Source organism: Nocardia colli (assembly GCF_008704205.1).
GTDB classification, from domain to species: domain Bacteria; phylum Actinomycetota; class Actinomycetes; order Mycobacteriales; family Mycobacteriaceae; genus Nocardia; species Nocardia colli.
In genome coordinates this window covers 362,622-388,906 of sequence record NZ_VXLC01000001.1, presented here as the reverse complement: position 1 = coordinate 388,906, position 26,285 = coordinate 362,622, and the positions used below count along the sequence as shown (strand labels likewise).

The 26,285-nt window shown below is 65.3% G+C and carries 28 protein-coding genes, 1 pseudogene and 1 riboswitch; of the genes and pseudogenes, 12 read left to right on the top strand and 17 right to left on the bottom strand.

What is annotated here, in order from left to right; genetic code table 11:
* The first annotated feature begins 6 nt into the window (after positions 1-6).
* The gene (locus tag F3087_RS01970; RefSeq protein WP_150400019.1) at positions 7-414 is read left to right on the top strand and encodes a VOC family protein; all 408 of its coding nucleotides are present in this window, start codon (positions 7-9) and stop codon (positions 412-414) included.
* 3 nt (positions 415-417) lie between these two features.
* Here F3087_RS01970 and F3087_RS01965 read toward each other — a convergent pair whose 3' ends face one another.
* Both F3087_RS01965 and F3087_RS01960 read right to left on the bottom strand, forming a co-directional pair.
* Positions 418-1,215 (bottom strand): thioesterase family protein, encoded by a 798-nt coding sequence (locus F3087_RS01965; protein ID WP_150400018.1) that lies wholly within the window; start codon positions 1,213-1,215, stop codon positions 418-420.
* A gap of 103 nt (positions 1,216-1,318) precedes the next feature.
* Positions 1,319-2,563, bottom strand: a complete 1,245-nt coding sequence (locus tag F3087_RS01960; RefSeq protein ID WP_150400017.1) for a KasA/KasB family beta-ketoacyl-ACP synthase — start codon at positions 2,561-2,563, stop codon at positions 1,319-1,321.
* 39 nt (positions 2,564-2,602) lie between these two features.
* Between F3087_RS01960 and F3087_RS01955 the strand changes: the two genes are divergently transcribed.
* Both F3087_RS01955 and F3087_RS01950 read left to right on the top strand, forming a co-directional pair.
* Positions 2,603-3,160 (top strand): TetR/AcrR family transcriptional regulator, encoded by a 558-nt coding sequence (locus F3087_RS01955; protein ID WP_150400016.1) that lies wholly within the window; start codon positions 2,603-2,605, stop codon positions 3,158-3,160.
* A 112-nt stretch (positions 3,161-3,272) separates the two neighbouring features.
* A complete protein-coding gene (locus F3087_RS01950) occupies positions 3,273-4,811 on the top strand; it encodes an MFS transporter (protein WP_223884771.1) in 1,539 nt (512 codons plus the stop codon).
* Positions 4,812-4,826: 15 nt separating this feature from the next.
* On the opposite strand, the gene F3087_RS01945 is transcribed toward F3087_RS01950, so the two are convergent.
* Positions 4,827-5,288, bottom strand: coding sequence for a MarR family winged helix-turn-helix transcriptional regulator (locus F3087_RS01945; protein ID WP_150400015.1), 462 nt, complete (start codon positions 5,286-5,288; stop codon positions 4,827-4,829).
* A 56-nt stretch (positions 5,289-5,344) separates the two neighbouring features.
* Between F3087_RS01945 and F3087_RS01940 the strand changes: the two genes are divergently transcribed.
* Positions 5,345-5,752 (top strand): VOC family protein, encoded by a 408-nt coding sequence (locus F3087_RS01940; RefSeq protein ID WP_150400014.1) that lies wholly within the window; start codon positions 5,345-5,347, stop codon positions 5,750-5,752.
* A 65-nt stretch (positions 5,753-5,817) separates the two neighbouring features.
* Here the strand turns inward: F3087_RS01940 and F3087_RS47385 are convergent, their stop codons facing one another.
* The 3 genes from F3087_RS47385 to F3087_RS01925 form a co-directional block, all read right to left on the bottom strand.
* Complete coding sequence (locus F3087_RS47385; RefSeq protein ID WP_223884857.1) at positions 5,818-5,964, bottom strand: DUF2510 domain-containing protein; 147 nt, start codon at positions 5,962-5,964, stop codon at positions 5,818-5,820.
* 204 nt (positions 5,965-6,168) lie between these two features.
* Complete coding sequence (locus tag F3087_RS01930) at positions 6,169-6,567, bottom strand: hypothetical protein (protein ID WP_150400013.1); 399 nt, start codon at positions 6,565-6,567, stop codon at positions 6,169-6,171.
* A gap of 132 nt (positions 6,568-6,699) precedes the next feature.
* Positions 6,700-7,362, bottom strand: a complete 663-nt coding sequence (locus tag F3087_RS01925) for a dioxygenase family protein (RefSeq protein WP_150400012.1) — start codon at positions 7,360-7,362, stop codon at positions 6,700-6,702.
* Positions 7,363-7,868: 506 nt separating this feature from the next.
* On the opposite strand from F3087_RS01925, the gene F3087_RS01920 reads away from it, so the two are divergent.
* Positions 7,869-8,306, top strand: a complete 438-nt coding sequence (locus F3087_RS01920) for a VOC family protein (protein WP_150400011.1) — start codon at positions 7,869-7,871, stop codon at positions 8,304-8,306.
* A 28-nt stretch (positions 8,307-8,334) separates the two neighbouring features.
* Here F3087_RS01920 and F3087_RS01915 read toward each other — a convergent pair whose 3' ends face one another.
* Both F3087_RS01915 and F3087_RS01910 read right to left on the bottom strand, forming a co-directional pair.
* On the bottom strand, positions 8,335-8,514 hold the full coding sequence (locus tag F3087_RS01915; protein WP_150400010.1) for a hypothetical protein: 180 nt from the start codon (positions 8,512-8,514) through the stop codon (positions 8,335-8,337).
* Positions 8,515-8,634: 120 nt separating this feature from the next.
* Positions 8,635-8,940, bottom strand: coding sequence for a hypothetical protein (locus F3087_RS01910; RefSeq protein ID WP_150400009.1), 306 nt, complete (start codon positions 8,938-8,940; stop codon positions 8,635-8,637).
* Between the two features lie 411 nt (positions 8,941-9,351).
* Between F3087_RS01910 and F3087_RS01905 the strand changes: the two genes are divergently transcribed.
* Entirely contained in the window at positions 9,352-9,762 is a 411-nt protein-coding gene (locus F3087_RS01905) for a hypothetical protein (protein ID WP_150400008.1), read from the top strand.
* A gap of 1,212 nt (positions 9,763-10,974) precedes the next feature.
* Entirely contained in the window at positions 10,975-11,289 is a 315-nt protein-coding gene (locus F3087_RS01900) for a hypothetical protein (protein WP_150400007.1), read from the top strand.
* Between the two features lie 85 nt (positions 11,290-11,374).
* Here F3087_RS01900 and F3087_RS01895 read toward each other — a convergent pair whose 3' ends face one another.
* Positions 11,375-12,220, bottom strand: coding sequence for a helix-turn-helix domain-containing protein (locus F3087_RS01895; RefSeq protein WP_150400006.1), 846 nt, complete (start codon positions 12,218-12,220; stop codon positions 11,375-11,377).
* 49 nt (positions 12,221-12,269) lie between these two features.
* On the opposite strand from F3087_RS01895, the gene F3087_RS01890 reads away from it, so the two are divergent.
* Both F3087_RS01890 and F3087_RS01880 read left to right on the top strand, forming a co-directional pair.
* Positions 12,270-12,704: a hypothetical protein gene (locus F3087_RS01890; protein ID WP_223884770.1), complete on the top strand. Its 435-nt coding sequence runs from the start codon at positions 12,270-12,272 to the stop codon at positions 12,702-12,704.
* 329 nt (positions 12,705-13,033) lie between these two features.
* Positions 13,034-13,900, top strand: coding sequence for a hypothetical protein (locus F3087_RS01880; protein WP_150400005.1), 867 nt, complete (start codon positions 13,034-13,036; stop codon positions 13,898-13,900).
* 66 nt (positions 13,901-13,966) lie between these two features.
* On the opposite strand, the gene thiC is transcribed toward F3087_RS01880, so the two are convergent.
* The 3 genes from thiC to F3087_RS01865 form a co-directional block, all read right to left on the bottom strand.
* On the bottom strand, positions 13,967-15,616 hold the full coding sequence (thiC, locus tag F3087_RS01875) for a phosphomethylpyrimidine synthase ThiC (RefSeq protein WP_150400004.1): 1,650 nt from the start codon (positions 15,614-15,616) through the stop codon (positions 13,967-13,969).
* Positions 15,608-15,717: riboswitch (TPP riboswitch) on the bottom strand. It overlaps the preceding gene by 9 nt.
* A 66-nt stretch (positions 15,718-15,783) precedes the next feature.
* Positions 15,784-16,260, bottom strand: coding sequence for a VOC family protein (locus F3087_RS01870; RefSeq protein ID WP_150400003.1), 477 nt, complete (start codon positions 16,258-16,260; stop codon positions 15,784-15,786).
* 127 nt (positions 16,261-16,387) lie between these two features.
* Positions 16,388-17,791: a lipase family protein gene (locus tag F3087_RS01865; protein WP_150400002.1), complete on the bottom strand. Its 1,404-nt coding sequence runs from the start codon at positions 17,789-17,791 to the stop codon at positions 16,388-16,390.
* Between the two features lie 98 nt (positions 17,792-17,889).
* Between F3087_RS01865 and F3087_RS01860 the strand changes: the two genes are divergently transcribed.
* Positions 17,890-18,579 carry a TetR/AcrR family transcriptional regulator gene (locus F3087_RS01860; protein ID WP_150400001.1) on the top strand — a complete coding sequence of 230 codons (690 nt, stop codon included), beginning with the start codon at positions 17,890-17,892 and terminating at the stop codon, positions 18,577-18,579.
* A gap of 66 nt (positions 18,580-18,645) precedes the next feature.
* Here F3087_RS01860 and fahA read toward each other — a convergent pair whose 3' ends face one another.
* The 3 genes from fahA to F3087_RS01845 form a co-directional block, all read right to left on the bottom strand.
* On the bottom strand, positions 18,646-19,827 hold the full coding sequence (gene fahA, locus F3087_RS01855; protein WP_223884769.1) for a fumarylacetoacetase: 1,182 nt from the start codon (positions 19,825-19,827) through the stop codon (positions 18,646-18,648).
* The gene (locus F3087_RS01850; protein WP_150399999.1) at positions 19,824-21,020 is read right to left on the bottom strand and encodes a homogentisate 1,2-dioxygenase; all 1,197 of its coding nucleotides are present in this window, start codon (positions 21,018-21,020) and stop codon (positions 19,824-19,826) included. Before F3087_RS01850 ends, fahA begins: the two co-directional genes overlap by 4 nt.
* A gap of 178 nt (positions 21,021-21,198) precedes the next feature.
* The gene (locus F3087_RS01845) at positions 21,199-21,825 is read right to left on the bottom strand and encodes a TetR/AcrR family transcriptional regulator (RefSeq protein WP_150399998.1); all 627 of its coding nucleotides are present in this window, start codon (positions 21,823-21,825) and stop codon (positions 21,199-21,201) included.
* 183 nt (positions 21,826-22,008) lie between these two features.
* Between F3087_RS01845 and F3087_RS01840 the strand changes: the two genes are divergently transcribed.
* Entirely contained in the window at positions 22,009-23,931 is a 1,923-nt protein-coding gene (locus F3087_RS01840) for an acyl-CoA dehydrogenase family protein (protein WP_150399997.1), read from the top strand.
* A 166-nt stretch (positions 23,932-24,097) separates the two neighbouring features.
* Complete coding sequence (locus F3087_RS01835; RefSeq protein WP_150399996.1) at positions 24,098-24,676, top strand: Uma2 family endonuclease; 579 nt, start codon at positions 24,098-24,100, stop codon at positions 24,674-24,676.
* A 13-nt stretch (positions 24,677-24,689) separates the two neighbouring features.
* Here the strand turns inward: F3087_RS01835 and F3087_RS47380 are convergent.
* A pseudogene (locus tag F3087_RS47380) lies at positions 24,690-24,879 on the bottom strand (exodeoxyribonuclease III); the annotation flags it as partial.
* Positions 24,878-26,149 carry an Abi family protein gene (locus tag F3087_RS01825; protein WP_150399995.1) on the bottom strand — a complete coding sequence of 424 codons (1,272 nt, stop codon included), beginning with the start codon at positions 26,147-26,149 and terminating at the stop codon, positions 24,878-24,880. The gene F3087_RS01825 and the pseudogene F3087_RS47380, both read right to left, overlap by 2 nt.
* Positions 26,150-26,285: the final 136 nt, after the last annotated feature.

Here is a 26,285-nt window from a genome sequence, read left to right as displayed (position 1 = left end):
CCCGCCATGAACTGGACACTCGAGGTCGTGATCGTTCCGGTGTCGGACATCGACCGAGCCAAGGACTTCTATTCGCAGAAGCTGGGATTCAACGTCGATCACGACATCGTGGTCGGCGAGGGGATGCGCATCGTGCAACTCACCCCGCCCGGCTCCGGGTGCTCCATCGTGATCGGCGAGGGCGCGGTCCCGAAGATGACGCCGGGTTCGGTGCAGGGCCTGCAACTGGTGGTGCCGGACATTCGGCAAGCGCACGCCGAGCTGGTATCTCGCGGGGTGGACGTGACCGATGTGCAGATCCTCGGCGAGAACCCGAGCCCGATGCCCGACCCGCTCGACAACGTCGGCTTCGTCTTCTTCACCGACCCCGATGGCAACGGCTGGGGCGTCCAGCAGATCTCCACCCGCGCCTGAGCGCTACTGCCGGGTGGTGAGGAACAGGGTTTGCGTGCTGCGGCCCAGCGGACCCTTCTCGTCGAACAGCGCGGATTCGGCCAGGCCGATGCCGTGCGGCTGCGGGTAGGTGGCGGCATCCAAGCAGACCCATTCGCCGGCCGGCTGACGGTGCAGGGTGACCGTGAGGTCGGTATTGATGAACAGGTAACCGGCCCAGTCGAGGACGGAGCTGACGCCGTTACCGGAGTCCGCGGCGGCCAGGGTGCGTTCCAGCGGGCTCGGGTCGGTGTCCGCGACGATCGGGTACTTCAGCCGGATCCAGCAGATCGCCGGGCCCGCGTCGACGAAAGAGCCGGTGACGAAGCGGTATTCGATGCCGGTGTGGAAACCGACGGGCTGATCCGACGGGAACGGGGTCGCGCCGGGCGCGTGCTCCGGGCCGGGGCGGGCACCGGTCGGCAGGATGTGTTCGGGGAGTTGCAGTTCCGGGTCGGCGCGCTTGAAACGCCAGGCGTTGGCCTGCATTACCGGGCCGCGGTCGGTGGACAGCGTGGCCTCGATCAGTTCCACGCTGCGCCCCGCTCGCGCGACGCGGGTCCGCACGGTCAGCGGCTCCAATGGAATCGGGCCGAGGATTTCCACGGCGACGCGTCCGACCTGAAATCCTGCCCGCGGTTCGCAGCGCTCGATCGCGTGGCCGAGCAGCGCGGAGGGCGGACCGGCGTGTTGCGCGTCCGGTGACCACGGGCCCCGCGTCAGTTCGGTGGAGATGAACCGCTGCGGGTCGTTGTCGTCGGGTAGGTAGAAGGCGTCGCTCACGTCGTTGTCCGTCCGTCGGACCAGCAGCGTTGCCGGTCTGCGAAATGTTCGGTCTACGAATTCTGCAACGACGGTCGCGCAGGCCGGATTCCGGCCGGTGATCTCAGACCCGGCCGAAGGCCAGGGCCACGTTGTGGCCGCCGAAGCCGAACGAGTTGTTCAGCGCGTAGTCGATGCGCTGCTCGCGGGCCGCGCCGCTGACGATGTCCAGATCGATCTCCGGGTCGCGATTGTCGAGATTCAGTGTGGGCGGGACGATTTGGTCGCGCAGGGTCAGCATGGTGATCAGCGATTCGAGCGCGCCCACCGCGCCGATCGAGTGTCCCAGTGCGGATTTGGGCGCGTAGATGGAGGCGTCCGGCGTCACGGCGGCGATCGCGTTGGCCTCCGACGCATCGCCGATCGAGGTGGAGGTCGCGTGCGCGTTGACGTGCTGGATATCCGAAACCTGAAGCCCCGCAGTCTGTATCGCCTTGCGCATGGCCCGTGCCGCGCCGATGCCCGCCGGTTCCGAGGCGACGATGTGATAGGCGTCGGAGGTGATCCCCGCGCCGAGCACCCGGCCGTGGATCTCGGCGCCGCGGGCTCGTGCGTGCCGCTCCGATTCCAGCACCATCAGCGCGCCCGCCTCGCCGAAGACGAATCCGTCCCGATCCCGGTCGAACGGCCGCGACGCCCGCTCCGGTTCGTCGTTGCGGGTGCTCATCGCCCGCATCATGGCGAAACTCGCGATGGGCACCGCGTCGATGTGGCCCTCGACGCCGCCGGTCACCACCACGTCGGCCTCGCCGGTGCTGATCAGCCGCCAGGCCTGCGCGATCGCCTCGGAGCCGGACGAGCACGCCGACACCGGGGTGTAAATCCCGGCCCTGGCGCCGATTTCGAGGCCGACGGTGGCGGCGGGACCGTTCGGCATCACCATCGGCACCGACAGCGGCGACACCTTCCGATAGCCGCCGGCCCGCATCGCGTCGACCGCGTCGATCAGCGCGTCCCCACCGCCGAGCCCGGTGCCGATCGCGACCGCGAGCCGGTCGCCGTCCAGCTCCGGGGCACCCGCGTTGCGCCAGACCGCGCGGCCGAGCACCAGCGCCAGCTGTTCCACATAGGACAGCCGGCGCTGTTCGATCCTGGTCAGCTGCTCGGCCGGACGTGACTTCAACTTCCCGCCGATTCGAACCGGCAGGTCGTACTCGGCGACGAAGTCCTCGGTCAGCACGCCGATGCCGGTGTGCCCGGCCAGCAGCTCCGACCAGGTCGTATCCATGTCCCCGGCGAGCGAGGTGGTGGCCGCGTAGCCGGTGACGACCACCGAAGCCCGAGTTTCTGAAGCGATTGTTACAGTCACGAAGTCATGGATACCTGTAGCAATCGCTACAGTCAACTCATGGCCCGCCCCCTCGACCACGCCAAACGCGCCGAACTGCTGGCCGCCGTCGTGCGCTATATCGCCGACCACGGCCTCGCCGAGCTGTCCCTGCGGCCACTCGCGGCCGAGCTCGGCACCAGTTCGCGGATGCTGATCTACTACTTCACCACCAAGGAAGAGTTGCTGGTCCAGGCGTTGGCCACCCAGCGTCCGGATCTTGCGGCGCTGTTCTCGGAGGTCTCCGACGCCGCCGAGTTGCGTGCGCGGCTGTGGGGGTTCTGGAACGCGAACGCGGCCGGCGACGGCCGCACCAGCGTCCGGGTCATGTTGCAGGTGCTCGGCGCCGCGTGCGCCGCGGACAGTCCGTACGCCGATTACGCCAAGGCGGCCATCGCGACGTTCGTCGAATCGCTGGCCGACGGACTGCGCGGATTGCCGTCCGTCGATGATCCGGAACTCGTAGCGACACTGCTTGTTTCGGGGTTGCGCGGGATTCTGCAGGATCGCCTGATCACCGGCGACGTCCAGCGCACCGACCGTGCTGCCCGGCTGCTGATCGACCAAGCCCTCCGGTAGGCGTTCCGCTCGGTGCGCTGGGCGGATGTACGGAGAAGTCGTCCGGCGGCGCGGTTACTTGGTGTTTGCTGGAGTGCGGTGGATGCTGAGCTGGGGCGAGCGAGGAGGCGGCATGGCGGCGAGCGGGCCGGAGGCGAGCGGCGACGTATCGACGGTGGGCAGCGTGCGCTGGGTGATGCTCGCGGTGCTGTGCGCCAGCCTGCTCCTGGTGGCGATGGATGCCACGATCCTGAATGTCGCGCTGCCGTCGCTGATCGCCGATCTGCGGGTGGGGCAGCTCGAACAGCTGTGGATCATCGACGTGTACGGGCTGGTGCTCGGCGGTTTGCTGATCACCACGGGCGCGGTCGGTGACCGGGTCGGTCGGAAGTTGTTGTTCCTTACCGGTTTCGTGCTCTTCGGCCTGGCCTCGGTGGTGGCGGCGACGTCGCAGAGCGCCTGGCAGTTGATCGCGGGCCGGGTGCTGCTCGCCATCGGCGGCGCGATGGTGATGCCGTCGACGTTGTCGCTGATCCGGAACATTTTCACCGATGCGCGGGAGCGCACGTTGGCGATCGGCATCTGGGCCGCGGTGGCGGGCGCCGGCGCGACCATCGGCCCGATCGTCGGCGGTGTGATGGTGGAACACTTCGGCTGGGCGTCGGCCTTCTGGTTGAACGTGCCGGTGGTGCTGCTGACGGTGGCGGTCGGAGCCTGGTTGCTGCCGGAATACCGTGCGCCGCAATCTGGTTCGCTCGATTGGCTGGCCGCCGGGTTGTCGATTGTCGGCATCGTCGGACTGGCTTGGGGCATCAAGCATGTCGCCAAGGGGACGCCGGCCCCGGTGGACTGGGCCATCCTGATTCTCGGTGTGCTGCTGCTCGTCTGGTTCGCGCGTCGCCAGCTCGCCGCCGACGATCCGCTGCTCGACGTGCGGTTGTTCCGCAACGGCGCGTTCTCGGCCGCCGCGCTCGCCACGCTGCTCGCCATGCTCGCGATCGGCGCCGCGCTGTTCTTGATTTCGCTGTGGTTGCAGTACGTGCACGGTTACTCGCCGTCCGAGGCCGGCCTGCGCACGTTGCCGTCGGCGTTGACGCTGCTGGTGGCGTCGCTGACCACCCCGTGGTTGATGCAGCACATCGGCGTGCGGGCCGTGCTCGCCATCGGGCTCGGTGCGCTGGCCGTCGGTTTCCTCGGGCTGGCGCTGAGTCCCGAGCCGACCACGTATCCCGTTGTGGCACTGGTGCTTGCGTCGTTCGGGCTCGGCGACGGACTGGCGATCACCGCGGCCGCCGCCGTCTTGGTCTCGGCGGTGCCGCCCGAACGGGCCGGGCAGGCCGGGGCGGTGTCGGAAACCAACTACGAACTCGGCATGGGGCTCGGTGTCGCGCTGCTCGGCAGCATTCACGGGCGGATCTTCACCGAGAACATGACCGGGCTGCCGTTGCGAGGTGGAAACCTCGATGAGGCAAGGGAATCCATCGGTGGTGCGGTGGAAGTGGCGAGTCGCCTGGACAATGCGTCGCGTGAGCAGGTGCTCGAAACCGCCCGGCACGCGTTCGATGTGGCACTGACTACTACCGCCTATGTCTCGGCGGCCATCGTCGCGGTGGTGGCGGTCGTCGCGGTCTGGTTGGTGCCCAAGGGTTTTCGAGTCACCGGCGCGCACTGAGACGATTCTCGAACCTCACTGCGGGTCGGCCGATGGGTAGGCGTGGTCGAATACGCGGCGCATCAACTCGGACAGCTGGGCACGCTCCTGTGCGTTCAGCGGTGCGAGGATATCGTCGCCGACTTGACCTGCCTCTTTGCCGAGGGCGGTCAGCGCGGCCCGCCCGGTTCGGGTGATCCGCACGGTCATCCGACGCCGATCGGCCTCGTCCCGCGTCCGCTCGACCTGCCCGGCCGCCGCCAGTTCATCGACCACCTTCGCCACATCGCTCGGGTGAATGGCGAGCCGCTCGGCGAGATCACGCTGCACATGCGCCCCGAAGTCGGCCAGCGCCGCGAGTATCGCCATGTGCCACAGCCGAAGCCCCCGCTCGGCCAGCCGATCCGCGAACCGCCCCCGCGCCACCTTCCCTACCCGCGACAACAGATAGATATCCAGCCCGAGCAAGCTCGGCGGCAGCGCGCGTCCAGAGTCCATCGACCTATTATAGGTCGAGACCTATAATAGGTCTAACCCTACTAATTGGAGACCCCGTGGACGCCCTGCACCCGAGACTGCTCGTCACCCGCTTCGCCGAATGCTTCACCTTCTACGCCGCCGTCCTCCCCGACCTCATCGGCGCAGACCTGATCAAGGGCACCCCCAGCGGCCCCTACGCCAACTGGGACGTAGACGACCAAGCGGCCCTGATCCTCTTCGACCGCACCGCCATGGCTCAGGTAGTCGGAACCACCGCCCTGCCAACCCAATCCGCCCCCACCCAAGACTCAGTCATGTTCGTCTGCCGAGTCGAAGACGTAGACAAAGCCCACACCCTCTGCCTCCGCAACGGCGCAACCCCCGTCACCGCCCCCATCAACCGCCCCGACTGGGGCCCCAACCTCCGCACCGCCCACGTCCGCGACCCCGACGGCACCCTGATCGAACTCCAGTCCTACTGAACGGTTTTCGACTGGCAACTGCTCGTCAGCGCACCTAGGCCGGACATGCTGCAGAAGGCCGAGATCTATTGGCGCGGTTGGGTTTGCGCAGTCCACTGATGCCCATCGAACCAACGCAGAAGCGCCGGATTCGCGTTATCCGGGTACCACCCCGGCGCGATCTGGCCGCTCGATTGCTGCTGCCCCGCCCGCGGCCGCGATCCGGACCGCACGGCGAGAAACACAACGCCGGCGATCCCTCCCACGATCGCAAGGAGAACGAGCAGGATGAGAATGTGCCAAATGCTGAGTGCTCCCACCCGATCAGTATTCACCGGCGTTCGCTACAAAACATCGGTGCGGCGAAAGCGGGCGTCGAACTCCCACTGAGGAACTCGACGCCCGCTCCGGCGATCTGAACTGCTCGGGGCGCGCAGTCAGTCGGCGGTGCCGTCGGCCGGGACTACAGCGAAGGATTCGCCGATGGCAGGTTCCGACCCTTCGGCCTTGATACTGATGTCGCTGGTGACTTTGTCGCCGTGTTCGCCGGGGCCCAGATCGGTCTTGATGGTGACGAACGTCGGCTTCCCTGTGCATTCGAGGTTTTCGGCGGATCCGCTGCCTTTGGCGCCCGAGGTTTTATAGGTCACCTTGACGGTGATCGTCGCGCTGTCGCCTTTGGTGCAGTCATATGCGGCGATGACCGAACCGTCCTTGTGCAGGACCTTGAACACCGCGACGTTGGCGTCGCCGTCGGCGGCCTCGGCGTAGGCGACGGGCGCGACGAACACCGTGATGGCGCTCGAAAGGGCAAGCGCGCCAGCAAATCTCCGCATGGATGTCATCCTTCTCGTCGGGTTTGGTGCGTCACTGTGTCCGGTCCAGCGGACCGCGACGCCGTTCCTCTCCGCATTCGTTGCCGACGAGATTCCAGATGGGCATGGACCCTCCAGCGGTGCGGACACCGATCAGCGGAAGTTCAGGATGAAGTCGTAGGTCCCTTCCTTGCCTGCGGGCACGGTGCGGACCGTCATGAGCAGGCGGCGGTCGAAGATGGAATCGGTGTTGTTGCGTGGTTCGCCGGGGAAATACAGCTGAGTGGTGAGGATTCGCTGGTTGGGGGCCTGCACCTTGACGTGGATGTGCCGGGTGCGGCCCGGGTAGAGGCCGGGCACGATGGTCGACAGGTTGAATCGGCCGTTGGCGTCGGTGAACTGATGTCCGCGCCACTTGTAGCCGGTGTTGTCGTAGGCGCCGTCGTTATCTGCCTGCCAGAAGTCCAGCAAGGCCTGGGCCACCGGGCGGCAGGAGCGGGTGAACACGTAGCCGCTGACCGTCAGCCGGGTGCCCGGCGCGCCGGGGATCACCAGATCGCTCTTCAGGGGTGAATTCGGCTTGAAGTAGGGGCCTTCGGTCTGGGCGATGGTGGGAGCGTCTCCGTCGTGGCAGGCCGGGGTCGGCTCGAGATCTTCCGGCACGGCCTGCTGGGTCTCGCCGGGGCTGCCGGTGCTGGTCGCGGCGCCGGCGGTCAGTGCCGCGGCGGCGGGTACGGCCAGCAGGCCCAGTTGCAGGAGGCGTTTGCGGGTGATCGCCTGGGGGATCTCGTCGTCCAGAGAGTCGTTCGTAGTCATGGTTTTGATCTCCTCGTGGGAAAGGACGGGCTGGAGTTTCACATCCGGCATTCGCGGCCGACCAATAGGTGCCGCGCCACGTCGCCTGAACAGCCGGGCATGCATGCTGCTCAGAGATCAAACACCTTGTCGGCGAATGCATTTCAAGTTCGAATGTGAACAACACGATATGTCGCGCACTGAGGCCGGGCAACGGTCAGCGCCCTCGGCGCCGCATGCATGATCACTCCCGCAGCTGAAATACCCAGTGCCATAAGGTAATTCGTAACCATCGTGCGACTCGCGGTGCGAGGTCCCCAATGGCTCCCCAGTGATGACGGTCGGAAAATCACCGATGTCGCCGACGTATCCGAAATTGTTCTGCAACGGATTCATGACCGCGGCGAACGGGCCGGGAAAGAAATCTGGAAATTCATGCGCCGCGGATGTCGAGAACGTCCGAACGGCTCCGTCCCTGGGATACAAGCAGTCACAGCAGTGACCGAACCGAACCTGAGGAGTACATCATGACGATCCGCCGGATGGACCACGTCGGCATCGTGGTCGAGGATCTCGCGGCCGCTGTCGCGTTCTTCATCGAACTGGGCCTGGAACTGGAGGGTGAGGCAACCGTCGGCGGCCAATGGGCCGACGACCTCCTCGCGCTGGACGGCGTCCTGGCGGACATGGCCGTAGTGCGGACTCCGGACGGCCACGGCCGCATCGAACTCTCGACCTTCCGCTCGCCGACAACCACCGAAACCGCGCCGAAGGCCGCAGTGAACGTCCCCGGCATCCCGCGCCTGACCTTCGCCGTCGACGACGTCGACGACGCGGTCGGCCGCCTGCACACCCACGGCGGCGAACTCGTAGGCAAGGTCGCCCGCTACGACGACTACTGCCGCTACGCCTACGTCCGCGGCCCCGAGGGCATCATCATCGGCCTGGTCGAGGAACTCCACTGAGCGATGGGATGGGACTTCGGCACGGGCGCTAGGGCGCCGAGCAGACGGCAGTGTCCAAGATCCGAGAGCCTTCGTTGTAGCGGTCGTCCATCAGGTCCTGGTTGAGGGCGATGGTGACGGCGCGGCCCGTAGCGGGGGCCACGCCGTCGAAGGTCAATGCGCCGGAGGCGACCATCGCGCCGGCATCGCCGTACTGGCGGGCGCTCACAGCGGAATCCGCGCTCGCAGCACAGCAGATCGCCACCGCCGGCTGGCCGCGCAAACAGATCGCTCATGTGTGATGATTCGAATCTGTTTGTCGGCAAATCTCACGCGGACTGTTCGGTTGTCAGTTGTCAGTTGTTTCGGTGAGCCGGTTCTTGATGAATCCTCCCGTATTGCCGGTGTCTCGAAGTGGTTCCGGGTTGAGCATCATCGGTTTCGCGGCTTGCAAAGCGCCATAGAATGATTCGAAGAAATGGTCGTGTGGCATGAACTCTGCACCGTCGGGTATATCTACCGACAGGCCCCATTCGTTGCCCTTTCCTTGAATTACTGCGAAATGTCCCCTCCAGCGAAGCTCGAGATCTAGAACTCCCGACGGTAACTTAGCATATTTGAACACGATGCCTGGCCCGAATTCTTTCCGAATCATCTGATCTAATTCCTGATCGACATCGCTAATTGTCCACCGCCTGGTTTCAATAGTTTTACTTCGCCAGTGGTTTTTGCTGACGATCCCGATAGAACCGTCACGGCCAATGTTAATGTACCCGGATTGGGGTTTCTAGGCACACCGCTGGAGTCGCTGATGGAGAACATCGAGCCGTTGGTTGACGGTCAGCCTCGGGGTGAAGATCCCGGCTTGAGCCACAACCGCGGCTGGGCACATACAACTGATCCGGATCGGACCGGGGCCTAGGTTCGGGGACTCGGTCATGCCGCGCGCAATCGGTGGCCCCGGGCTGCTCTGGGACCGGTCGTCGGTAGTGGTCGGGTCATTCGTTCAGATGAACTCTGTTCGGAACGTGTGACGATTCGGTCGACCGAAGCTACGGTGACCCCATTGGCTTCATCACTTTTCAACGATTGGGATCGATTCATGAAAAAGCTAGTCCGTGCTGGTGCAGTGTTGGGGTTTACCCTGCTGGCGATGATCTCGGTGGATGCCACTGCATCTGCGGGGACGGTCACCTACGTGCACAATGGAGCATTCCGATACATGGATCCCGACGTGACTACGACGATAAATTTTTCTCCCGGACATCCTTTCTATCGCGTCCTCATCTGGTCTGAGAATGTCAATCCCGGATACCTCAACAACACAGTCAGGATGTATCAGGGAGCAACACAGGTGTGGTCCGCATCCGGGCAAAAGAACCGGGTATACGACGTTGGAAGCAATGTCTCGCGGATCGTCGTTTCACGTGACTGCGGCTGCACCGGTAGAAACGGAGTCATGCCGGGCAACGGATGATCGGCGCCGACAGTGACGGGTCAGGGGCCCCGGATCAGGGCGTGACCCGCTCCGGGGCGCCCCCTTTCACTCACGTCGAGTCCTTCTTTCCGGTCTCGACCGTTCGTTCGCGAGCTGGTTGTGCACGGAATCCGATTCCGCACACTGGCATGGACCTGTTCCGCTCTGCGATGACACGGCGTACCCGACTCGTCAGCTTCTCCGAACACGTGAGAGCGGCCGTCAGACGGAGACGTCGCCCCAACGAACGTCCGCTATTGCCTGCGGCGCGCGTTGGTCGGCCGTCCAAATCTGTTGGCCGACAGGGCTTCGCAACGTCCGCGCCTGCCGAATTGCGCGTGCTCGTCAGCAGCCAGACCCTAGGTCGGAGTCCCTCGGGAGTCGGGTGATTCTGAGACTCGGCGATGACCGAAGCTCGCCCACATCGTTGGTTCACCAGCATGTCCAATCTGGATTGCCCACGGTTTCGAATACATTGGCCGCCGGGCCGGGTGCACCTCGACGGATGGGAGACGGTATGCAGTTCGATCGTGCTGGAGTCGCTGCCCTTACTGGTGTTGCAAAGCAGTGACAGGCTGCAACTCGAGACCTCGACAGCGACAAGAAGGGGCAACAGTGGAAGGCCGAGAAACTCAGTGACGGCCGATTCAAACTCCACAACGGTGCCAGGGGCTGTCTGCAATGGGTAGTGGCGACCCAAAGCTACGAAACCACGAGTTATCGGGTTCGTGATTGTGCCAAGGCGGCGCATTTCAAGGTCGAGTCCGCACCTGAGGACACGGTGTGGTTCAAAGAGACAGACAAGGAAGACTCGACCACGTACTTGATGGTGCGGGGAAGTTCGTCGAGTCTCGACCGGGACTCCCTGTCCAACACGGACTTGAAATACAGCCGGTGGGAGATCGGCGCTCTCTGAACGTCCGCTGATCGCTCAGTCGGCGGCGGCTGCGAGACCTGGCCGAAGATCAACGGCTCCGGGACATCTCGGGGCCGTCGTCATATCCGCTCATGCCGACGTGCGTACGTTCGCTTCAGCGGATGCTGACGGCCCGATAGTCCGGTCATACGGACGGTCGGCGACCGGCGATGACTCGCTCATCCCATCCGCAGCTACCGGGTGGAACGAATACCTCGTCGTACGGTGAGGTCGCCCCGACCTTCCTTCGAGCGAACGGGTCAGCAATGCATTCGAACCTTCGTATGCCAGTCCGCGTGTTCGCCGCTGTGGCGGTCGCGGCGTGCGTGTCCGCACTTCCGATCAACCTCGCCACCGCGCAGGAGTTTGCGGCTCCTGCCCCAGATAAGAAGCTGTGTCAAGAAGCGGCAGCCGACCAGGAGACCGAGTTGGAGAAAGCCGTGCTGGAGCGGCCCGGCGGTCCGCAGGTGACGTGCATCTTCACCAATGGTTCCGAAGAGACACTTCCCCGCAAGGACGGGAGTGCCTGTTTGCTCCTCGACGACAAAAAGGGGCGGGTCGATGACGGCAACTGCAAGCCCATCGCCGCCTCGAACAGCAAATCTCGGTAGTGGCTACGAGTGCCGCCCAGCAGGGGCGGCACTCGGACGTCCGATATTGCCGCGTGGCGCGCTGTCTGGAGCAGTCACGCAGTGGCTACTGTCGGCGTAGGCGCCGGAGATAGACGGTGGGTGTGACTCCGACGACGTGCTTGAAGTCGTTCAGCAGGTGCGTCTGGCTGCTGTAGCCGGTATCAGCGGCTAGGTCGGCCCAATCCGGGCGTGCTGTTCCGGCGGTCGCGCCGATCGCCTTCAGCAGACGTTGGCGTTTCAGCAGCCATTTGGGGCCGACGCCGACATGCTCGGCGAAGGTCGCCTGGAGACTGCGTTCGCTGCGGAAGAGCTCCGCGGCAAGGGCGCTCACGGTGGTGGGGCCGTCCTCTCGCATGATGGCATCGACGGCGTCCGCGATGAGCTGTAGGTGCTGGAGGGAAGGCTGGACCGGCCTGGAGCGCAGGAGTCCGTCCAGGGCATCCGCAATCTGCTCCTCGGGCTCATGCAGGAGCTCGCTGTGCAGACGCGTGCCGGCGTCCGGGAACACAGTGCTCAGGTCGATGTGACCGCCGCGCAGTTGACTCATGGGTTTGCCCCAGTACGGCGCGAAACCGCCGGGCTTGAACGCGATCCCGGCCATGGCGCCGACACCGGCCGTGTCATAGCTGAGGGCGCCGTCGGTGATCCCATGCACGAAAGCGCCCTGTGCGGTGACGAAGGCGTGCACCGTCGGCGTGGGGAGCACCTCGACCGGTCGATAGGTCACGTTGTAGGGCAGCCGCCACCGCATGACCCAGTAGTGCGACACGCACGCTGCCAGGTCGGCGGCGGGCTCGAACGCTCGAACGGAGAAGTAGCGGTCGAACATCTCCGGCTCCAGCAGCCCGCCCTGCAGTAAGACCCGGTTGCGGTCGGGCGAGCCTGCGGATTTCTGAGATATCTCACCCACTCGTCTTTTCTACCGTAGGAGCCATCATCCGAGACGAGAGGAAACCACGATGAACGACACCAGTTCGGCTCCGGCACCCAGCCCGGTCATGCAGTCGCTGGGCCGTCTGATCGGCACCTGGCAGCTCTCCGGCGACAGCACCGGCACCGTCAAGTACGAGTGGATGGAAGGCGGCTTCTTCCTCCTCCAACATGTCGACATGCACTTGTTCGGCAGCGATGTGAAGGCACTCGAGGTCATCGGCCACCTCCAGCCCTTCGGTGAGCCGCCGAGCCCCGAGGTCCGCTCGCGCGCCTACGACACCCGGGGCAACACACTCGATTACGTATACGAAATGGACGAAGACGTCCTGACCATCTGGGGCGGCGAGCCCGGTTCTTCGTCTTACTACAAGGGCACCTTCGTCGACGAGAACACCGCGGTCGGCCAGTGGACCTTTCCCGGCGGCGGCTACACCTCGACGATGCACAGGATCGCCCGCTGAGGTGCTTTCGCTGGCCCGCTGTTCCTGACAACCGTCCTGCTCCAGGAGGCGAACCGAGTCGGGTTCGACCCGTCTCGCCAGCCGCTCAGTGCCCTTAGTCTCGGCGACTTCGGCTGGATCCACACCGCACGTCCGGTCATGCCGCCGAGCGGGACAACCGGAGTCGACGGCGATCTACCAGCAAAAGCGTGGTGACAGATTGCGTGGTCAGGTGACAGACGAGGTGGCCGGCCACAACCTGCCGGATGGGTTCGAAACTGGCCCTCCAATCTCGAACGTATGTTCGATAGAATGGAGTCCGGTAGGTACCCGACCGGGAGCGAGGGGTCATGCGGGAGTCGTCCTCGGGGTTATTGAAGTTGCTGGTCAACGAGGTTGCGGTGCGGCACGGGTATGGGTGTGAGGAGTCGGGGGGTGAGTTCGTGTTCGCCGGGCGCGGGGGTGGGCGGGTGGTGTTGCCGTGTACGCGCTTGGAGCGGCGGGTTGCGCGGGCGCCGCGGCAGCTGTGGTCGACGATCGTCGGGGATCGGCTGGATATGCAGATCACGGATCTGGCGGCCGGGCATCTCGACGTGTCGCGGCTGGAGTCGGTGCGGTCGATGCTGCGGACCCGGTTGTGTTCGGCGCGCACCAAGGGGTTGATCAATGATGTGCGGCGGTTGGTGGCGCCGGGACTGTTGCAGCGGGTGCTGATCGACTTCGGCGACATCATGGCACCGGTGACCTACGCCAACGCACAGCGTTGGGGCGCAAGGGAATCGGACCTGTTCGCGATCGCCGAGCGCAACACCCAGGCCGAGGGCGGGCTCGACCTGATGGCCGCCGATATCGATGGCATGGACGATGTCGACATCCAAATGCTCTACGGGGCATCGGATTTCGTCACCGCGCACGTGCGGTGGCTCGACGACTATCCGGTCGTCGGCCCGTGGGGCGCGCTGCTCGTCATCCCGGGTCACACCCACCTGCTGGTCCATCCGATCACCGGACCGACGGTCTTCGCGGGAACCAGCCTGCTCGCCGAACTCCTGGTCGCGGGGGAGGTCCGGTCCCGGCCGGTCAGCCGCTCGATCTACTGGTGGCGCAACCGAATCGCCATCGATATCGCCGCCACCATTCAGGGCAGCGGCGAGTCGATGGAAATCGTCCCGGCCGACCACCTCGAGTCACTGCTCGAGATCATGCGCCGGGACTGAGACGACCGGTTCCCGCACGCGGGCGTGCGGGAACCGGATGCGTTGTCGGACAGTTGAATCCGGAAACTACGTGACGATCGGCAGGTACACCGCGTTGCCACTGCCGGCGAACTCGGCGGACTTCTCCGCCATCCCGGCCTCGATCGCCTCGACATCGGTCAGCTGGTTGCGCTCCGCGTACTCACGCACGTCCGCGGAAATGCGCATCGAGCAGAACTTCGGCCCGCACATCGAGCAGAAGTGTGCGGTCTTGGCCGGCTCGGCGGGCATGGTCTCGTCGTGGTACTCCCGCGCCGTGTCCGGATCCAGCGACAGCGCGAACTGGTCGCGCCAGCGGAATTCGAAACGCGCCTTGGACAATTCGTTGTCCCGGTCCTGCGCGTGCGGGTGCCCCTTGGCCAGGTCGGCGGCGTGCGCGGCGATCTTGTAGGTGATCACGCCGACCTTGACGTCGTCCCGGTTGGGCAGCCCGAGGTGTTCCTTCGGGGTGACGTAGCAGAGCATCGCCGTGCCCGCCTGGGCGATGATCGCGGCGCCGATGGCCGAGGTGATGTGGTCGTAGGCGGGCGCGATATCGGTGGCGAGCGGGCCGAGGGTGTAGAACGGCGCCTCCTCGCACAGCTCCTCCTCGAGCCGCACGTTCTCCACGATCTTGTGCATCGGCACGTGCCCGGGACCTTCGATCATCACCTGCACGCCAAAGGATTTCGCGACCTTCGTCAGCTCGCCCAGCGTGCGCAGCTCGGCGAACTGCGCCTCGTCGTTGGCGTCGGCGATGGATCCGGGCCGTAGCCCGTCACCGAGTGAGAACGTCACGTCGTATTTCGCCAGGATCTCGCACAGGTCCGCGAAGTGCGTGTACAGGAACGACTCCTGGTGATGCGCCAAACACCAAGCGGCCATGATGGATCCGCCGCGCGAGACGATGCCGGTGACCCGCTTGGCGGTCAGCGGCACGTAGCGCAGCAGCACGCCCGCGTGCACGGTCATGTAGTCCACGCCCTGCTCGCACTGCTCGATCACGGTGTCGCGGTAGATCTCCCAGGTGAGCTTGGTCGGATCGCCGTTCACCTTCTCCAGCGCCTGATAGATCGGCACGGTGCCGACCGGGACGGGGGAGTTGCGCAGGATCCACTCGCGGGTCTCGTGGATGTTCTTGCCAGTGGACAGGTCCATGATGGTGTCGGCGCCCCAGCGGGTGGCCCAGACCATCTTCTCCACCTCCTCGGCGATCGAGGAGGAGACGGCCGAGTTGCCGATGTTCGCGTTGATCTTCACCAGGAACTTCTTGCCGATGATGGTCGGCTCGAGTTCCGGATGCTTGTGATTGGCGGGAATCACCGCGCGGCCGAGCGCGACCTCGTCGCGCACCAGCTCGGGCGTCACGCCTTCGCGGGCGGCGATGAACCGCATCTCGGGCGTGATGATGCCCTGCCGCGCCCAGGCCAGCTGGGTCGGCGGTCCTTCTACCTCGGGCTTTGCCCAGGTATCGCGCAATTTCGGCAGGCCCGACTCCAGATCGATCTGGGCTGTGTCGTCGGTGTACGGGCCGGAGGTGTCGTAGACGTCGAAATGCTCGCCGTTCGTCAGATTGACCCGGCGGACCGGAATGCGCAGCCCGTCGACCTCGGTGTAGTGCTTGACACTGCCTTCGATGGGTCCGGTGGTGACGGTGTCGATGATCTCGGATCCGTCTTTGGACGTAGCAGTAGCCATGATCGTTCCTCCCTACGCCGGCATTACCCGGTCAGGTTCATACGGTCGACGGCCCTAGCCGTCCTCTCAGCCCGCTGGTGCGAGCCCCCGTTGGCGTGTGAAATTTTCCAGCCCGAGACTACCTGCCTTCCCTGGGAGTTCGCCTCATGATCGGATGAAGAGCCAGCTCACTTGCCGTTGTAGGCGTCGCGCATCTGTTGCAGCACGATCTTCTTCATCCCGAACATCGCCTGCATCGCGCGGTTGACCGCTTCCCGGTCGCTGCTGGTGACCAGCTCGGTCGCCTCGGCCGGCCAGATCTGCCACGGCACGCCGTATTTGTCGTTCAGCCAACCGCATTCGATCTCCTGCCCGCCATCGGCCAGCAACGCCGTCCACAGCCGGTCGACCTCGTCCTGACCTTCACAGTTGACCAATAGCGACATGGCATGGGTGTAGTGGTATTCGCCGCCGCCGTTGATCGCGGTGAACTTCTGGCCGTTGAGTTCGAAGTCGACGGTGATGGCCAGATCCGTCGGCCGGTTGGTTGCCTCGGTGTGGTACTGCACGTCGGTGATCTTGGCGTCGGCGAACAGCGAACAGTAGAACTCGGCGGCTTCCTCCGCCTGGGTGTCGAACCACAGGTTGGTGACGATCTTTTGCATGACGATCCTCCTGGCCGGTGTCGGTATACCTGTGCAGACGAGGCAGGCGCCGGGAAGTCATCGCTGTGCGAACGAAAAGCCTGGCCCCCGACCGAGTTCCGGTCGAGGGCCAGGCAATACCGAGAAACTAGCGCTCGCGCGGGCCGATCGGGAACCCGAGTGCACCGAAGGTGGCGTTCAGGTTGATCTCGATCTGCGTCAGCAAGGCGTTGAAATCGGCGAGCATGGACACCACGTTGTCGGTGCGGCACCCGGCCTGATCGGGCGCGTTCGGCGCCAGCCTGCCCTTCATCCAGTTGAGCGTGCCCGCCATGCCGAGCGACGGCAGGCTCAGATGCTCGCTGAGATGATCACGCGTGTAGATGACCGACGCGCCGCCGGCGCACCACTGCTGGTTCAGCCGATCATTGGTCCACACCGGCACCGCCTCGTCGAAGACGCCCTGGTACAGGAAGATCGGCGCGGTGGGGATATTGCGGCCGAGCACCGTCTGCTCGAAGGTCTCTTTGATCTCGGGAACCTGGAGGAAGTCGGGAATCGGGATGGTCAGCAGTCGTCCGTAGTCGACGAACATCTGGGTGAGCGCGTTGCGCGGCAGGCACTGCCGCTCGGTCCGGTCCATCAGCGCCTGACCCTCGGGCGTCAGATACCGATCGGCCGCCTCCTTGAACTTCGGATAGGCCTTGCGCAGCGAGGAGATGCCGATGCCGATCAGCGAGGAGAACATCGACCCGTTGACGTGCAGCAGCGACACCACGTCCGAGGTCGGCGAGCCCATGGCGATGCCCTTGACGTTGAGTTCCGGCGCGTAGGTCGGCTGCATCTCCGCCGCCCAGCCCGAACCCATGCCGCCGCCGGAGAAGCCCCACATGGCGACCGGGGTGTTCGCGCCGTCCAGGCCGAGCGGCTGGAAACCTTCGGCGGCGCGGATGCCGTCGAGGGTCATGTAACCGGGCTCCTTCGGCACCGTGAGGTGGCCGTCGAGGCCCTCGTAGTCCGGCACCGAGATCGCCCAGCCCTGGCTGATCAGTGCGGCGATCGCGATCAGTTCGCTTTGCGAGTGGATGCCCTCGAGCCCGGCCAGTCCCGAACCCTGTTGCAGCACATACGACGGCGAGCAGTCGTTGCTAGCGCTGTCGTAATAGAACTGCAGCGAAACCAGCGGACGGGAACGGTTCGGGTCGGCGCCCGCGGGCAGGATGACCGTGGTGACGGCGACGGTGGGCTGGTCGTTGAGATCGGTGGTGCGGTAGAGCAGCTGCCAGGACCGCACATTCAGCGGCAGCAAGGTCAGGACCGCCAGGTGCACCTCCCGCGATCGGAGAATCGCGCCGGGCGCCTGATCGGCGAATCCCACGGGAGGTTGATAGAACGAATCGTCTTGCGGGAGTGGCACTGCCGCGGCCGGCGCGGGGGCGACCGCGCCGGTCAGCAGCACGGTGGCCATGGCGAACGCCATGGTCACCAACACGGCCACCGAACGAATGCCGGTGCGCGGGCGGCCGGCCGGATCACCATTGATCACTGACACGTATGCGTCCTTCCTCCTCGAGGTGACAGCGATTACAGCACGGGAACGTGTTACTAACAAGAACTCTTTCTAAACGGCATCGAGCTATGGTCGAGGGTATGACCCGCAGCAAATCCGCCGCGCGGCCTGCCGAGGGGCCGGCCCGTCGCCGGATCCGTGGACTCGACGCCGAACAGCGCAGCGCACAGCGGCGCAATCAACTTCTCGACGCGGCCACCGAACTGTTTGCCGAGCACAGCTATTCGGGAACATCGATCGAGCAGATCTGCCAGCGCGCGTATGTCGGAACCAAGGGGTTCTACGACCATTTCGACAGCAAGGAAGCGTGCTACATCGCGCTGCTCGAGCAGCTCACCGCGCAGATCCAGCAACGGGTGATCACCGGTGCCGTCGCGGCCGCCGAACTCGCCTGGCCCGAGCGGGCCGAGCCGGTGCTCGCGGCGTTCGTGCACGCCATCGCCGACGACCCGCGCCTGGCGAAGGTGACTTTCGGTGAGGCGGGCGGTATTTCGCCGACCGTCGAGCGGATCCGGCGCAGCAACCGGCGCTGGTCGGCGGCGTTCCTGGATCGGGAGTGGTCCGGCGAGCCGGACGGCGATCCGCGCGTGCAGCGAGCCCGGCTGGCCTTGGCGCTGGCCACCGTCGGCGGCATGTTCGAACTGGTCGCGGACTGGCTGCACCATCACGACGACGGTGGCACGCCGGACGGCGTGGACACGCTCATCGAGGATCTGACCGGGTTCATCGCGGTGGTGTACGCCGGCCGGGGAGCCGTTGCGGGACAATAGATTCAGCGCGAACGACGCGAGCCGGGCCGATCGATTCGGCCCGGCTCGCGGCGTAGTGTGGTCCGGCTATCCGCGCGGGTGTGCGGGGCGGATCCGGCCCCGGACTTCACCGAGACCGATGCGCCGCTCGTCCGGGCCGGGCGCGGACGCGGTGATGACCACCTCGTCGCCGTCCTCCAGGAACGTGCGCTTCTGACCGTTCACCAGGATGGGTTCGCTTCCGCCCCAGGACAGTTCGATGAACGAGCCGCGCTGATCGGGGTCCGGTCCGGAGATGGTGCCGGAGGCGTACAAGTCGCCGGTGCGGGTGCTGGCGCCGTTCGCGGTGAGATGGGCCAGCATCTGCGCGGGCGACCAATACATCCGGGAGAACGGCGGGTGCGAGACCGCCTCGCCGTTCCAGGACACCGTCAGGTCGATATCGAGCCCCCACTGGTCCGTTTCGCGCAGGTAGGGCAGGGGTTCGGGGTTCTGCTCCGGGGTGGGCACCCGCGCGGATTCCAGCGCGGCCAGCGGCGTGACCCACGGCGAGAGCGACGTCGCGAAGGACTTGCCGAGGAACGGGCCGAGCGGCTGGTACTCCCAGGCCTGGATGTCGCGGGCGGACCAGTCGTTGACCAGCGCCACCCCGAACACCCGCTCGGCGAAGTCGCCGGTCTGCACCGGATCGCCGAGTTCGGAGCCGACGCCGACCAGGAAACCGAGCTCGGCCTCGATGTCGAGTCGTCGCGAAGGTCCGAAATCCGGTGTGCCCGAGTCGGTTCGGCGTTGACCGTTGGGGCGGATCACCTCGGTGCCGGACACCACCACGGTGCCCGCCCGGCCGTGGTAGCCGACCGGCAGGTGCCGCCAGTTCGGCAGCAGCGGCTCGCTGTCCGGGCGGAACAGGCGGCCGAGGTTCGTCGCGTGGTCGAGGCTGGCGTAGAAGTCGACGTAGTCGCCGATCGGCACCGGCAGGCCGAGCCGCACATCGTTCAGCTTATGTATTGCGGCACTGTCGATTTCGTTGTCGACCAGCTCGCGGACGCGTTCGCGCACCTCGCGCCAGCGCCGCGGGCCCTGCGCCATGAGCGCGGCCAGGCTCGCTTCACCGAATTCCGGATCGCCCAGTGCGGTCGCGAGATCGATGACGGAATCACCCAATCGGGTTCCGACCCGGTAGTTCTGGCCCTCGGGGGCGAACACGCCGTAGGGCAGGTTGTCCGTACCGAACAGCGAATCGCCGGGTACTTCGACGCGAGTCCTCACGCGGGCCCCCGGCCGGACCAGGTCCACGCGTAGGCCGGATCCTCGCAGGCGAGGGCGCCTTCACCGAGTTCCAGCGGACGGAAGGTGTCGACCATGACGGCCAGTTCGTCGAAGTAGTCGAGCCCGATGCTGCGCTCGTAGGCGCCGGGCTGCGGGCCGTGCGCGTAGCCGCCCGGGTGCACCGACACCGAGCCCTGCGCGATGCCGGATCCCTTGCGCGCCTCGTAGTTTCCGCCGCAGTAGAACATGATCTCGTCGGAGTCGACGTTGGAGTGGTAGTACGGCACCGGGATCGACAGCGGGTGATAGTCGACCTTGCGCGGCACGAAATTGCAGACCACGAAGTTGGTCCCCTCGAAGGCTTGGTGAGCCGGCGGCGGCTGATGGATACGGCCGGTGATCGGTTCGAAGTCGCTGATGTTGAAGGTGATCGGGTACAGGCACCCGTCCCAGCCGACCACGTCGAACGGGTGCGTGGCGTACAGCAGCCGGGTGCCGACCACCTTGCCGCCGGGCCGGTGCTTTACCAGCACCTCCACGTCGGTGCCGGTCGCGGTCAGCGTCTCGGCCGGGCCGTGCAGATCGCGCTCGCAGTACGGTGCGTGCTCGAGCAGCTGGCCGAACTTCGACAGGTACCGCTTCGGCGGGGTGATGTGGCTGGACGCCTCGATCACGTACGCGCGCAACGGTTCCTGACCGGTGGGCAGCCAGCGGTGGGTGGTCGCGCGCGGAATGAGCACCTGGTCGCCCTGGCGCGCGGGCACCGGGCCGAAGACCGTTTCGAGCACGGCCGCACCGGATTCCACGTAGACCAGCTCGTCGCCGATCGCGTTGCGGTACAGCGGGGACACGCCCTTGGCCACGACGTAGGAGATGCGCACATCGGCATTGCCGAGGATCAGGCGTCGTCCGGTCACCGCGTCGGTGCGGGCGGGGGTGTCGTCCGGGAACAACTCGGGCAACCGCAGATGCCGGTGCCGCAGTGGATGATTCGGGGTGGTCGTCTGGTCGGGCAGCTCCCACACCGTCGAGTCGACGATCGCGGGCGGCAGCCCACGGTGGTAGAGCAGCGAGGAATCGCCGGAAAAACCCTCCTCGCCCATCAGCTCCTCGTAGTAGAGCTGTCCCTGCTCATCCCGATGTTGTGTATGCCGTTTCGGCGGCACCGCTCCTACCTGTCGATAGAACGCCATGACCGCACCTCCTGCCTGGCTTGTGGCCTGGTTCAACTGGTCACCATCGTAGTGATGGCCGGTCGGGCGCAGTGGCGGAATCCACCCCCGACGGGGCGAATTCTGCCGGAACATCGCGGCATCGGGAGGCATTTCGACTAGCTGTTCGGCAAGTAGCCGACTATTTGTCAGGACAGCGTCAGGCGTGCCGCAGCGCGCGGTAGACCGCCGCGCCGACGAAGGCGCCGAGATCCGGCGCGGTCCACTCGCCGTCGTCGGCCAGCAGGGTGCGCACCGCGCCTTCACCTGCGGAAACCCACAGCTCGACCAGCACCGGCAGCTTGCGGTCGGCGTCCTCGGTGCCCCAGGCACGCAGGGTCGGCCGCAGCAGCGCGCTGCACCGTTCGATGGCCAGGGCGCGGCCGCGGCCGAACGAATCCGCAACAGCCGGATCGGGATTGCCGTAGAGCAGCCGCCACGCGTCGGGGCGCGCGGTCGCTTTTTCCAGCAGGGCCCGGAAGCCCTCGATGAACACGGTCTCGCCCGCGTCGACGTCGCGGCGGCGCATCACCCCGAGCAGGTCGTCGACCAGGTAGCTCTCCTCGCGCTGGATGAGCGCCTCGATCAGCTCGACCCGATCGGCGAAGCAGGCGTAGACGACCGGCCTGGTCACGTTCATCCGCTCGGCGATGGCGGCCATGGTGATCGCCGCGATGCCGTGCTCGACCGCGATGGCCAGCGCGGTGTCCAGGACCTGCGGGCGGCGGCGCTCCGGGCCGAGGTGCGGCGCCCGTTGCCGCGGCTGTACGGCCGAATCGCTACCCATGGGCACCAACATAGCAGCGTGAGTTGCCGGGTTCTCGCTGGTCCGACGCCTGTAGATCAACTTCCTACATTCATGAATGTTAATGCTACAGTCGTGCATGAAGTCGGCCGGAGACGGCCGGCTGCCCTTGTCGAGCGACCTGTCCGCAGGCGCGAGCGCGATGTCACGGCCGAGGAGTCAGCGATGACCGAAACCCTGTTCAACCCGAAGACCTGCGAATTTGCCGAGTTCGACAGCGAGACCCGGCGGTTGCTGCGCGCGACCGTCGACTGGTTCGAGGCCCGCGGCAAGGCGGTGCTGAAGCAGGAGGACCGGGATCGGGTCTGGTACACCGAGTTCCTCGATTTCGTGAAGCGCGAGGGTGTCTTCGCGACCTTCCTCACCCCGGCCGCCGAGGCCGGCGGTGATCCGGACAAGCGCTGGGACACCGGGCGGATCGCGATGATGAGCAAGATCCTCGGCTTCTACTCCATGCAGTACTGGTACGTCTGGCAGGTCAGCATTCTCGGCCTCGGGCCGATCTGGCAGAGCGACAACGCGGCGGCCAAGCAGCGTGCGGCGGCGCTGCTGGATTCCGGCGAGATCTTCGCCTTCGGCCTGTCCGAGAAGGATCACGGCGCCGACGTCTACTCGACCGACATGATGGTCGAGCCGCAGCCGGGCGGCGGCTATCGGGCCACCGGCGGCAAGCACTACATCGGCAACGGCAACCAGGCCGCGCTGGTCTCGGTGTTCGGGCGGCGCTCGGACAAGCCGATCATCGACAGCTCCAAGGCGCTGGACAGCAAACCGACGCAACAGGATTACGAGGGGTACCTGTTCTTCCTCGCGGACAGCAAGCACGAGAACTACCACCTGCGCGGCAATGTGGTCGACGGCCAGATGTATGTGGCCGCTTTCGATCTCGACGGTTATCCGGTGGCCGAGGAAGACATCCTGCATCGCGGCGAGGCGGCGTTCCACGCGGCGATGAACACCGTCAACGTCGGCAAGTTCAATCTCGGCTTCGGTGCCGTCGGCGCGTGTGAACACGCCTACTACGAGGCGATTACGCACGCGGAGAACCGAATCCTGTTCGGGCACAGGGTGACCGAGTTCCCGCAGGTGCAGGCGCTGATGACCGACTCGTACGCGCGGTTGATGGCGATGAAGCTCTACAGCGAGCGGGCCATCGACTACATGCGTTCGGCCTCCCCGGAAGACCGCCGTTACCTGCTGTTCAACGCGATCGAGAAGATGACCGTCACCCGGCAGGGGCAGCGGATCATCGAGGATCTCGCGGACGTGATCGCGGCCCGCGGTTTCGAGAAGGACATGTACTTCCCGATGGCGATGCTCGGGCTGTTCGGGCTGCCCCGGCTCGAGGGCACGGTGCACGTGAACATGGCGCTGTCGCTGAAGTTCATGGCCAACTTCATGTTCCATCCCGCCGATGCCGGCCTCGCCGCGCTGCAATTCCTGCCCGGTGCGGGTTCCGCGCCGAAGGGCACGGTACGCGCGGTCTCCGGCGCGCTGAGCTGGTCGAGTCGCCGGCTCGCGCCCCGGGCCGGGGCGGCCGTGCCGAAGCTGCGTGCCGAATTCGCCGGTGCCGCATACGCTCCGGTGCCTACCCGCCGGGATGCCGCCGACGACGAGTTCCTGTTCCGGCAGGGTCCGAGCAGCGGCCTCGGCCGCATCCGGTTCACCGACTGGCGTGCGGTCTTCGAAAAGTTCACCCACGTACCGAATGTCGCGGTGTTCCTGGAGCAGGCCCTCGCCTTCCAAACCCTGCTCGCCGCAGCGGCTCCCACCGCCGCACAGCAGCGCGACGTCGACTTCCTCTTCGCCCTCGGCGAGCTGTTCACCGCCCTGCCCTACGCGCAACTCATCCTCGAACAAGCCGAGATCGAAGGCACCAGCCCAGCCCTGCTCGACCAGATCTTCGACAACTTCGTCCGCGAGTTCGCCAAGAACGCGCTGACCCTGCACACCAAGCCCGCCGCGACCAAGGCCCAGCAGACCCGCGCCCTCGACCTGATCCGCCGCCCGGTCGCCGACCGCGCCCGCTTCGAGCAGGTCTTCGCCCAGGCCAGGGCACTCGCGGGCACCTACGAGATGAACCCGTAAAAGTACCGCGTACCTGCGGTTACAGCCCCGCAGAACCCGGTGACCGTAGCTCCGCAGGAAGCGCGTCAGCACAACGGCCGCGGAAGCGGCCGACAACCCGGCGTCGCCTAAGCCATCGGACGATAAAGCCTGCTCAGTTGTCGGTCGGTGTCGTTACCGTTGCGCCATGGGAGTCCAGGCACCGCAGATGAGCACTGGCGAGTTCGAAGAACTCGCGGGAGCTGCCGATCGCATCGCTGAGGGCTTGCGATTGGAATTCATCGAGGGGAAATTGAGTGCCAAGCCGCTGCCTGATGGCAACCACGGCTGCATCATCGCGTGGTTGATACGCCTCTGCCTGCGGCACCGGCCGGAGTTGTGGTTATCGGCCAGCCAGGGACTCGTCGTCGGTGACGATCGAACCGGACGGGTGCGGCCAGATGGCGTACTGGCCGACGCTGAAGCTTTTGTAGGTCAAGGTGAATGGGCGAATGCGGATTCAGTGCTCATGGTCGTCGAAGTCACTTCACCTGAAGAGGACAACGACCGGACGCACCGAACAGGCAAAGTGCGTATCTATGCGACGACGGGTATTTCCGTTTACTTGTTCATCGATAGAGAATCCCGCGAGGTTACTGTCTACAGCGGCCTCCGTGCGGGGCACTATCAGCAGGTCGCGACAACGTCGTTCGGTGCTGAGGTGGCGCTTCCTTCGCCGGTCGAACTCGCTCTCGACACTGGGTCGCTCGAGCAGTGGGTCCGGTGACGAATCTGCTCGCCTAGACGGTGAATTCGGCGATTACCGGTGCGTGGTCGCTGGCGCCCTTGCCTTTCGTTCTTCGCGGTCGACTACGGCGTCGGTGGCGGAGAGGGCGGGGAGGCGAGGATGAAGTCGACGCGTATACCCTCTTTGCGGGGGAAGCGGAGTTGGGTGTAGTCCCAGTAGGTGTAGATGCCAGGGCCGGGACTAGCGCGCGGAGTCCTCGCGGAAGAGTGCAGTGTCGATCAGCGCCTGCGTCAGGATTCCGGCCTGCAGCGAATCCATCGGTGTGGTGTTGTCCATGTTGATGTTCGGTGTACTCCACCATGTTGCAGCATCCCAAGGGCTGGTCTTGGCCTCGATTGCCATGTTGGCGTAGGCCACGAGAGGGTTTATGCACGCATTGGTAGTGTCGAATTGAAATACCGGGAACCGGTAGGTGTTTCCGACCGGCAAACCAAGCAGTTCACTGCGTGCACGGTGATACCGCACTGCGCTGGCACGGCGTTTGGCGTTCGAACTCGCATCAATAATCAAGCCGGCGTCAGCTGTGCCGATGCACTCGAACTGTCGCAGAATTTCGCGGTGCTCGACGGTGAGCGGATCTGCTGGTGGCTGGTAGTCCGGGGACCATATGGGTTCGCGGTTCCACAGCGGCGGGCAACCGATCCGATCGGGTGACTCACCGACAGCAGCTAGGCCGGACTCGACCAATGTGGCGGTGTCGGTACGCCACGTCGACTTGGGGTCGAGTTGGCTGGTGAGGTAGGCGAGTACAGCGAGCGACGCATAGATCCGTGAGCGTTGATGCACTCCGCTCGCATGGGCGAGATCAGGAGTTCCCTCGAGCCTGCCGAGCTGATCGACGACGTTGTGATTCCACAGGCGGCCATGGTGGGCGCATGTATTGCGCAGGTAGACGAGATTGGCGATCCACTTGGTCAGTGCTGCGCCGTCACCTTCGCAATGCTCGTCGAAGATCCCGAACTCGGCCGCGATCATGTTCTTCTGTCGTTGTTTCAAGCCGGCGAGCAACGTTGCTGCGCTGCCGAAGGTCAGAAGTTCCGTGACAACCCAGACAGGCAGCGGCATTCCGTATTTGGATTTGAAGTGCCTGACGAAGTCGTGTTTCGATCGTTCCTCGTCCCGGCGGACATTCGTCAACCATTTGGCATGCTCGCTGGACAACCAAGGTGACTGGCTTGCAATGGGATTCCGGCCATCGTACTGGGTGAACGTTTCGTCCAGTGCCGCACGGTCGAGATGGGCGAACGCGTCGCCTGCGCCGAGTGTGTAGCCGAGCCGCACTCGCAAGGCTACCTCGACGCTGTCGATTGCATCCAAGATATGCAATCGGAGGCGTCGGTCGAATTCATAGAGATCCAGGACCCGATCGAAACTGGCGATGTGCATGCCGCGCTCACGGAGCAGGTCCAACTGCTGTGCGTGTGTCTTGAACGGCTTGTCGTAGGAGGTCATCGGTGTCCCCGGTGAGATCGAGGACACGCGCGTTGCGGGTTACTCATCGAAGCACCTTTGATAAGATAGGCGGACATGGCCGATCGTCCGCTCCCGCACCAGGGAGGGGCGGTCGGTTCTCTTTATCTTTGACTGA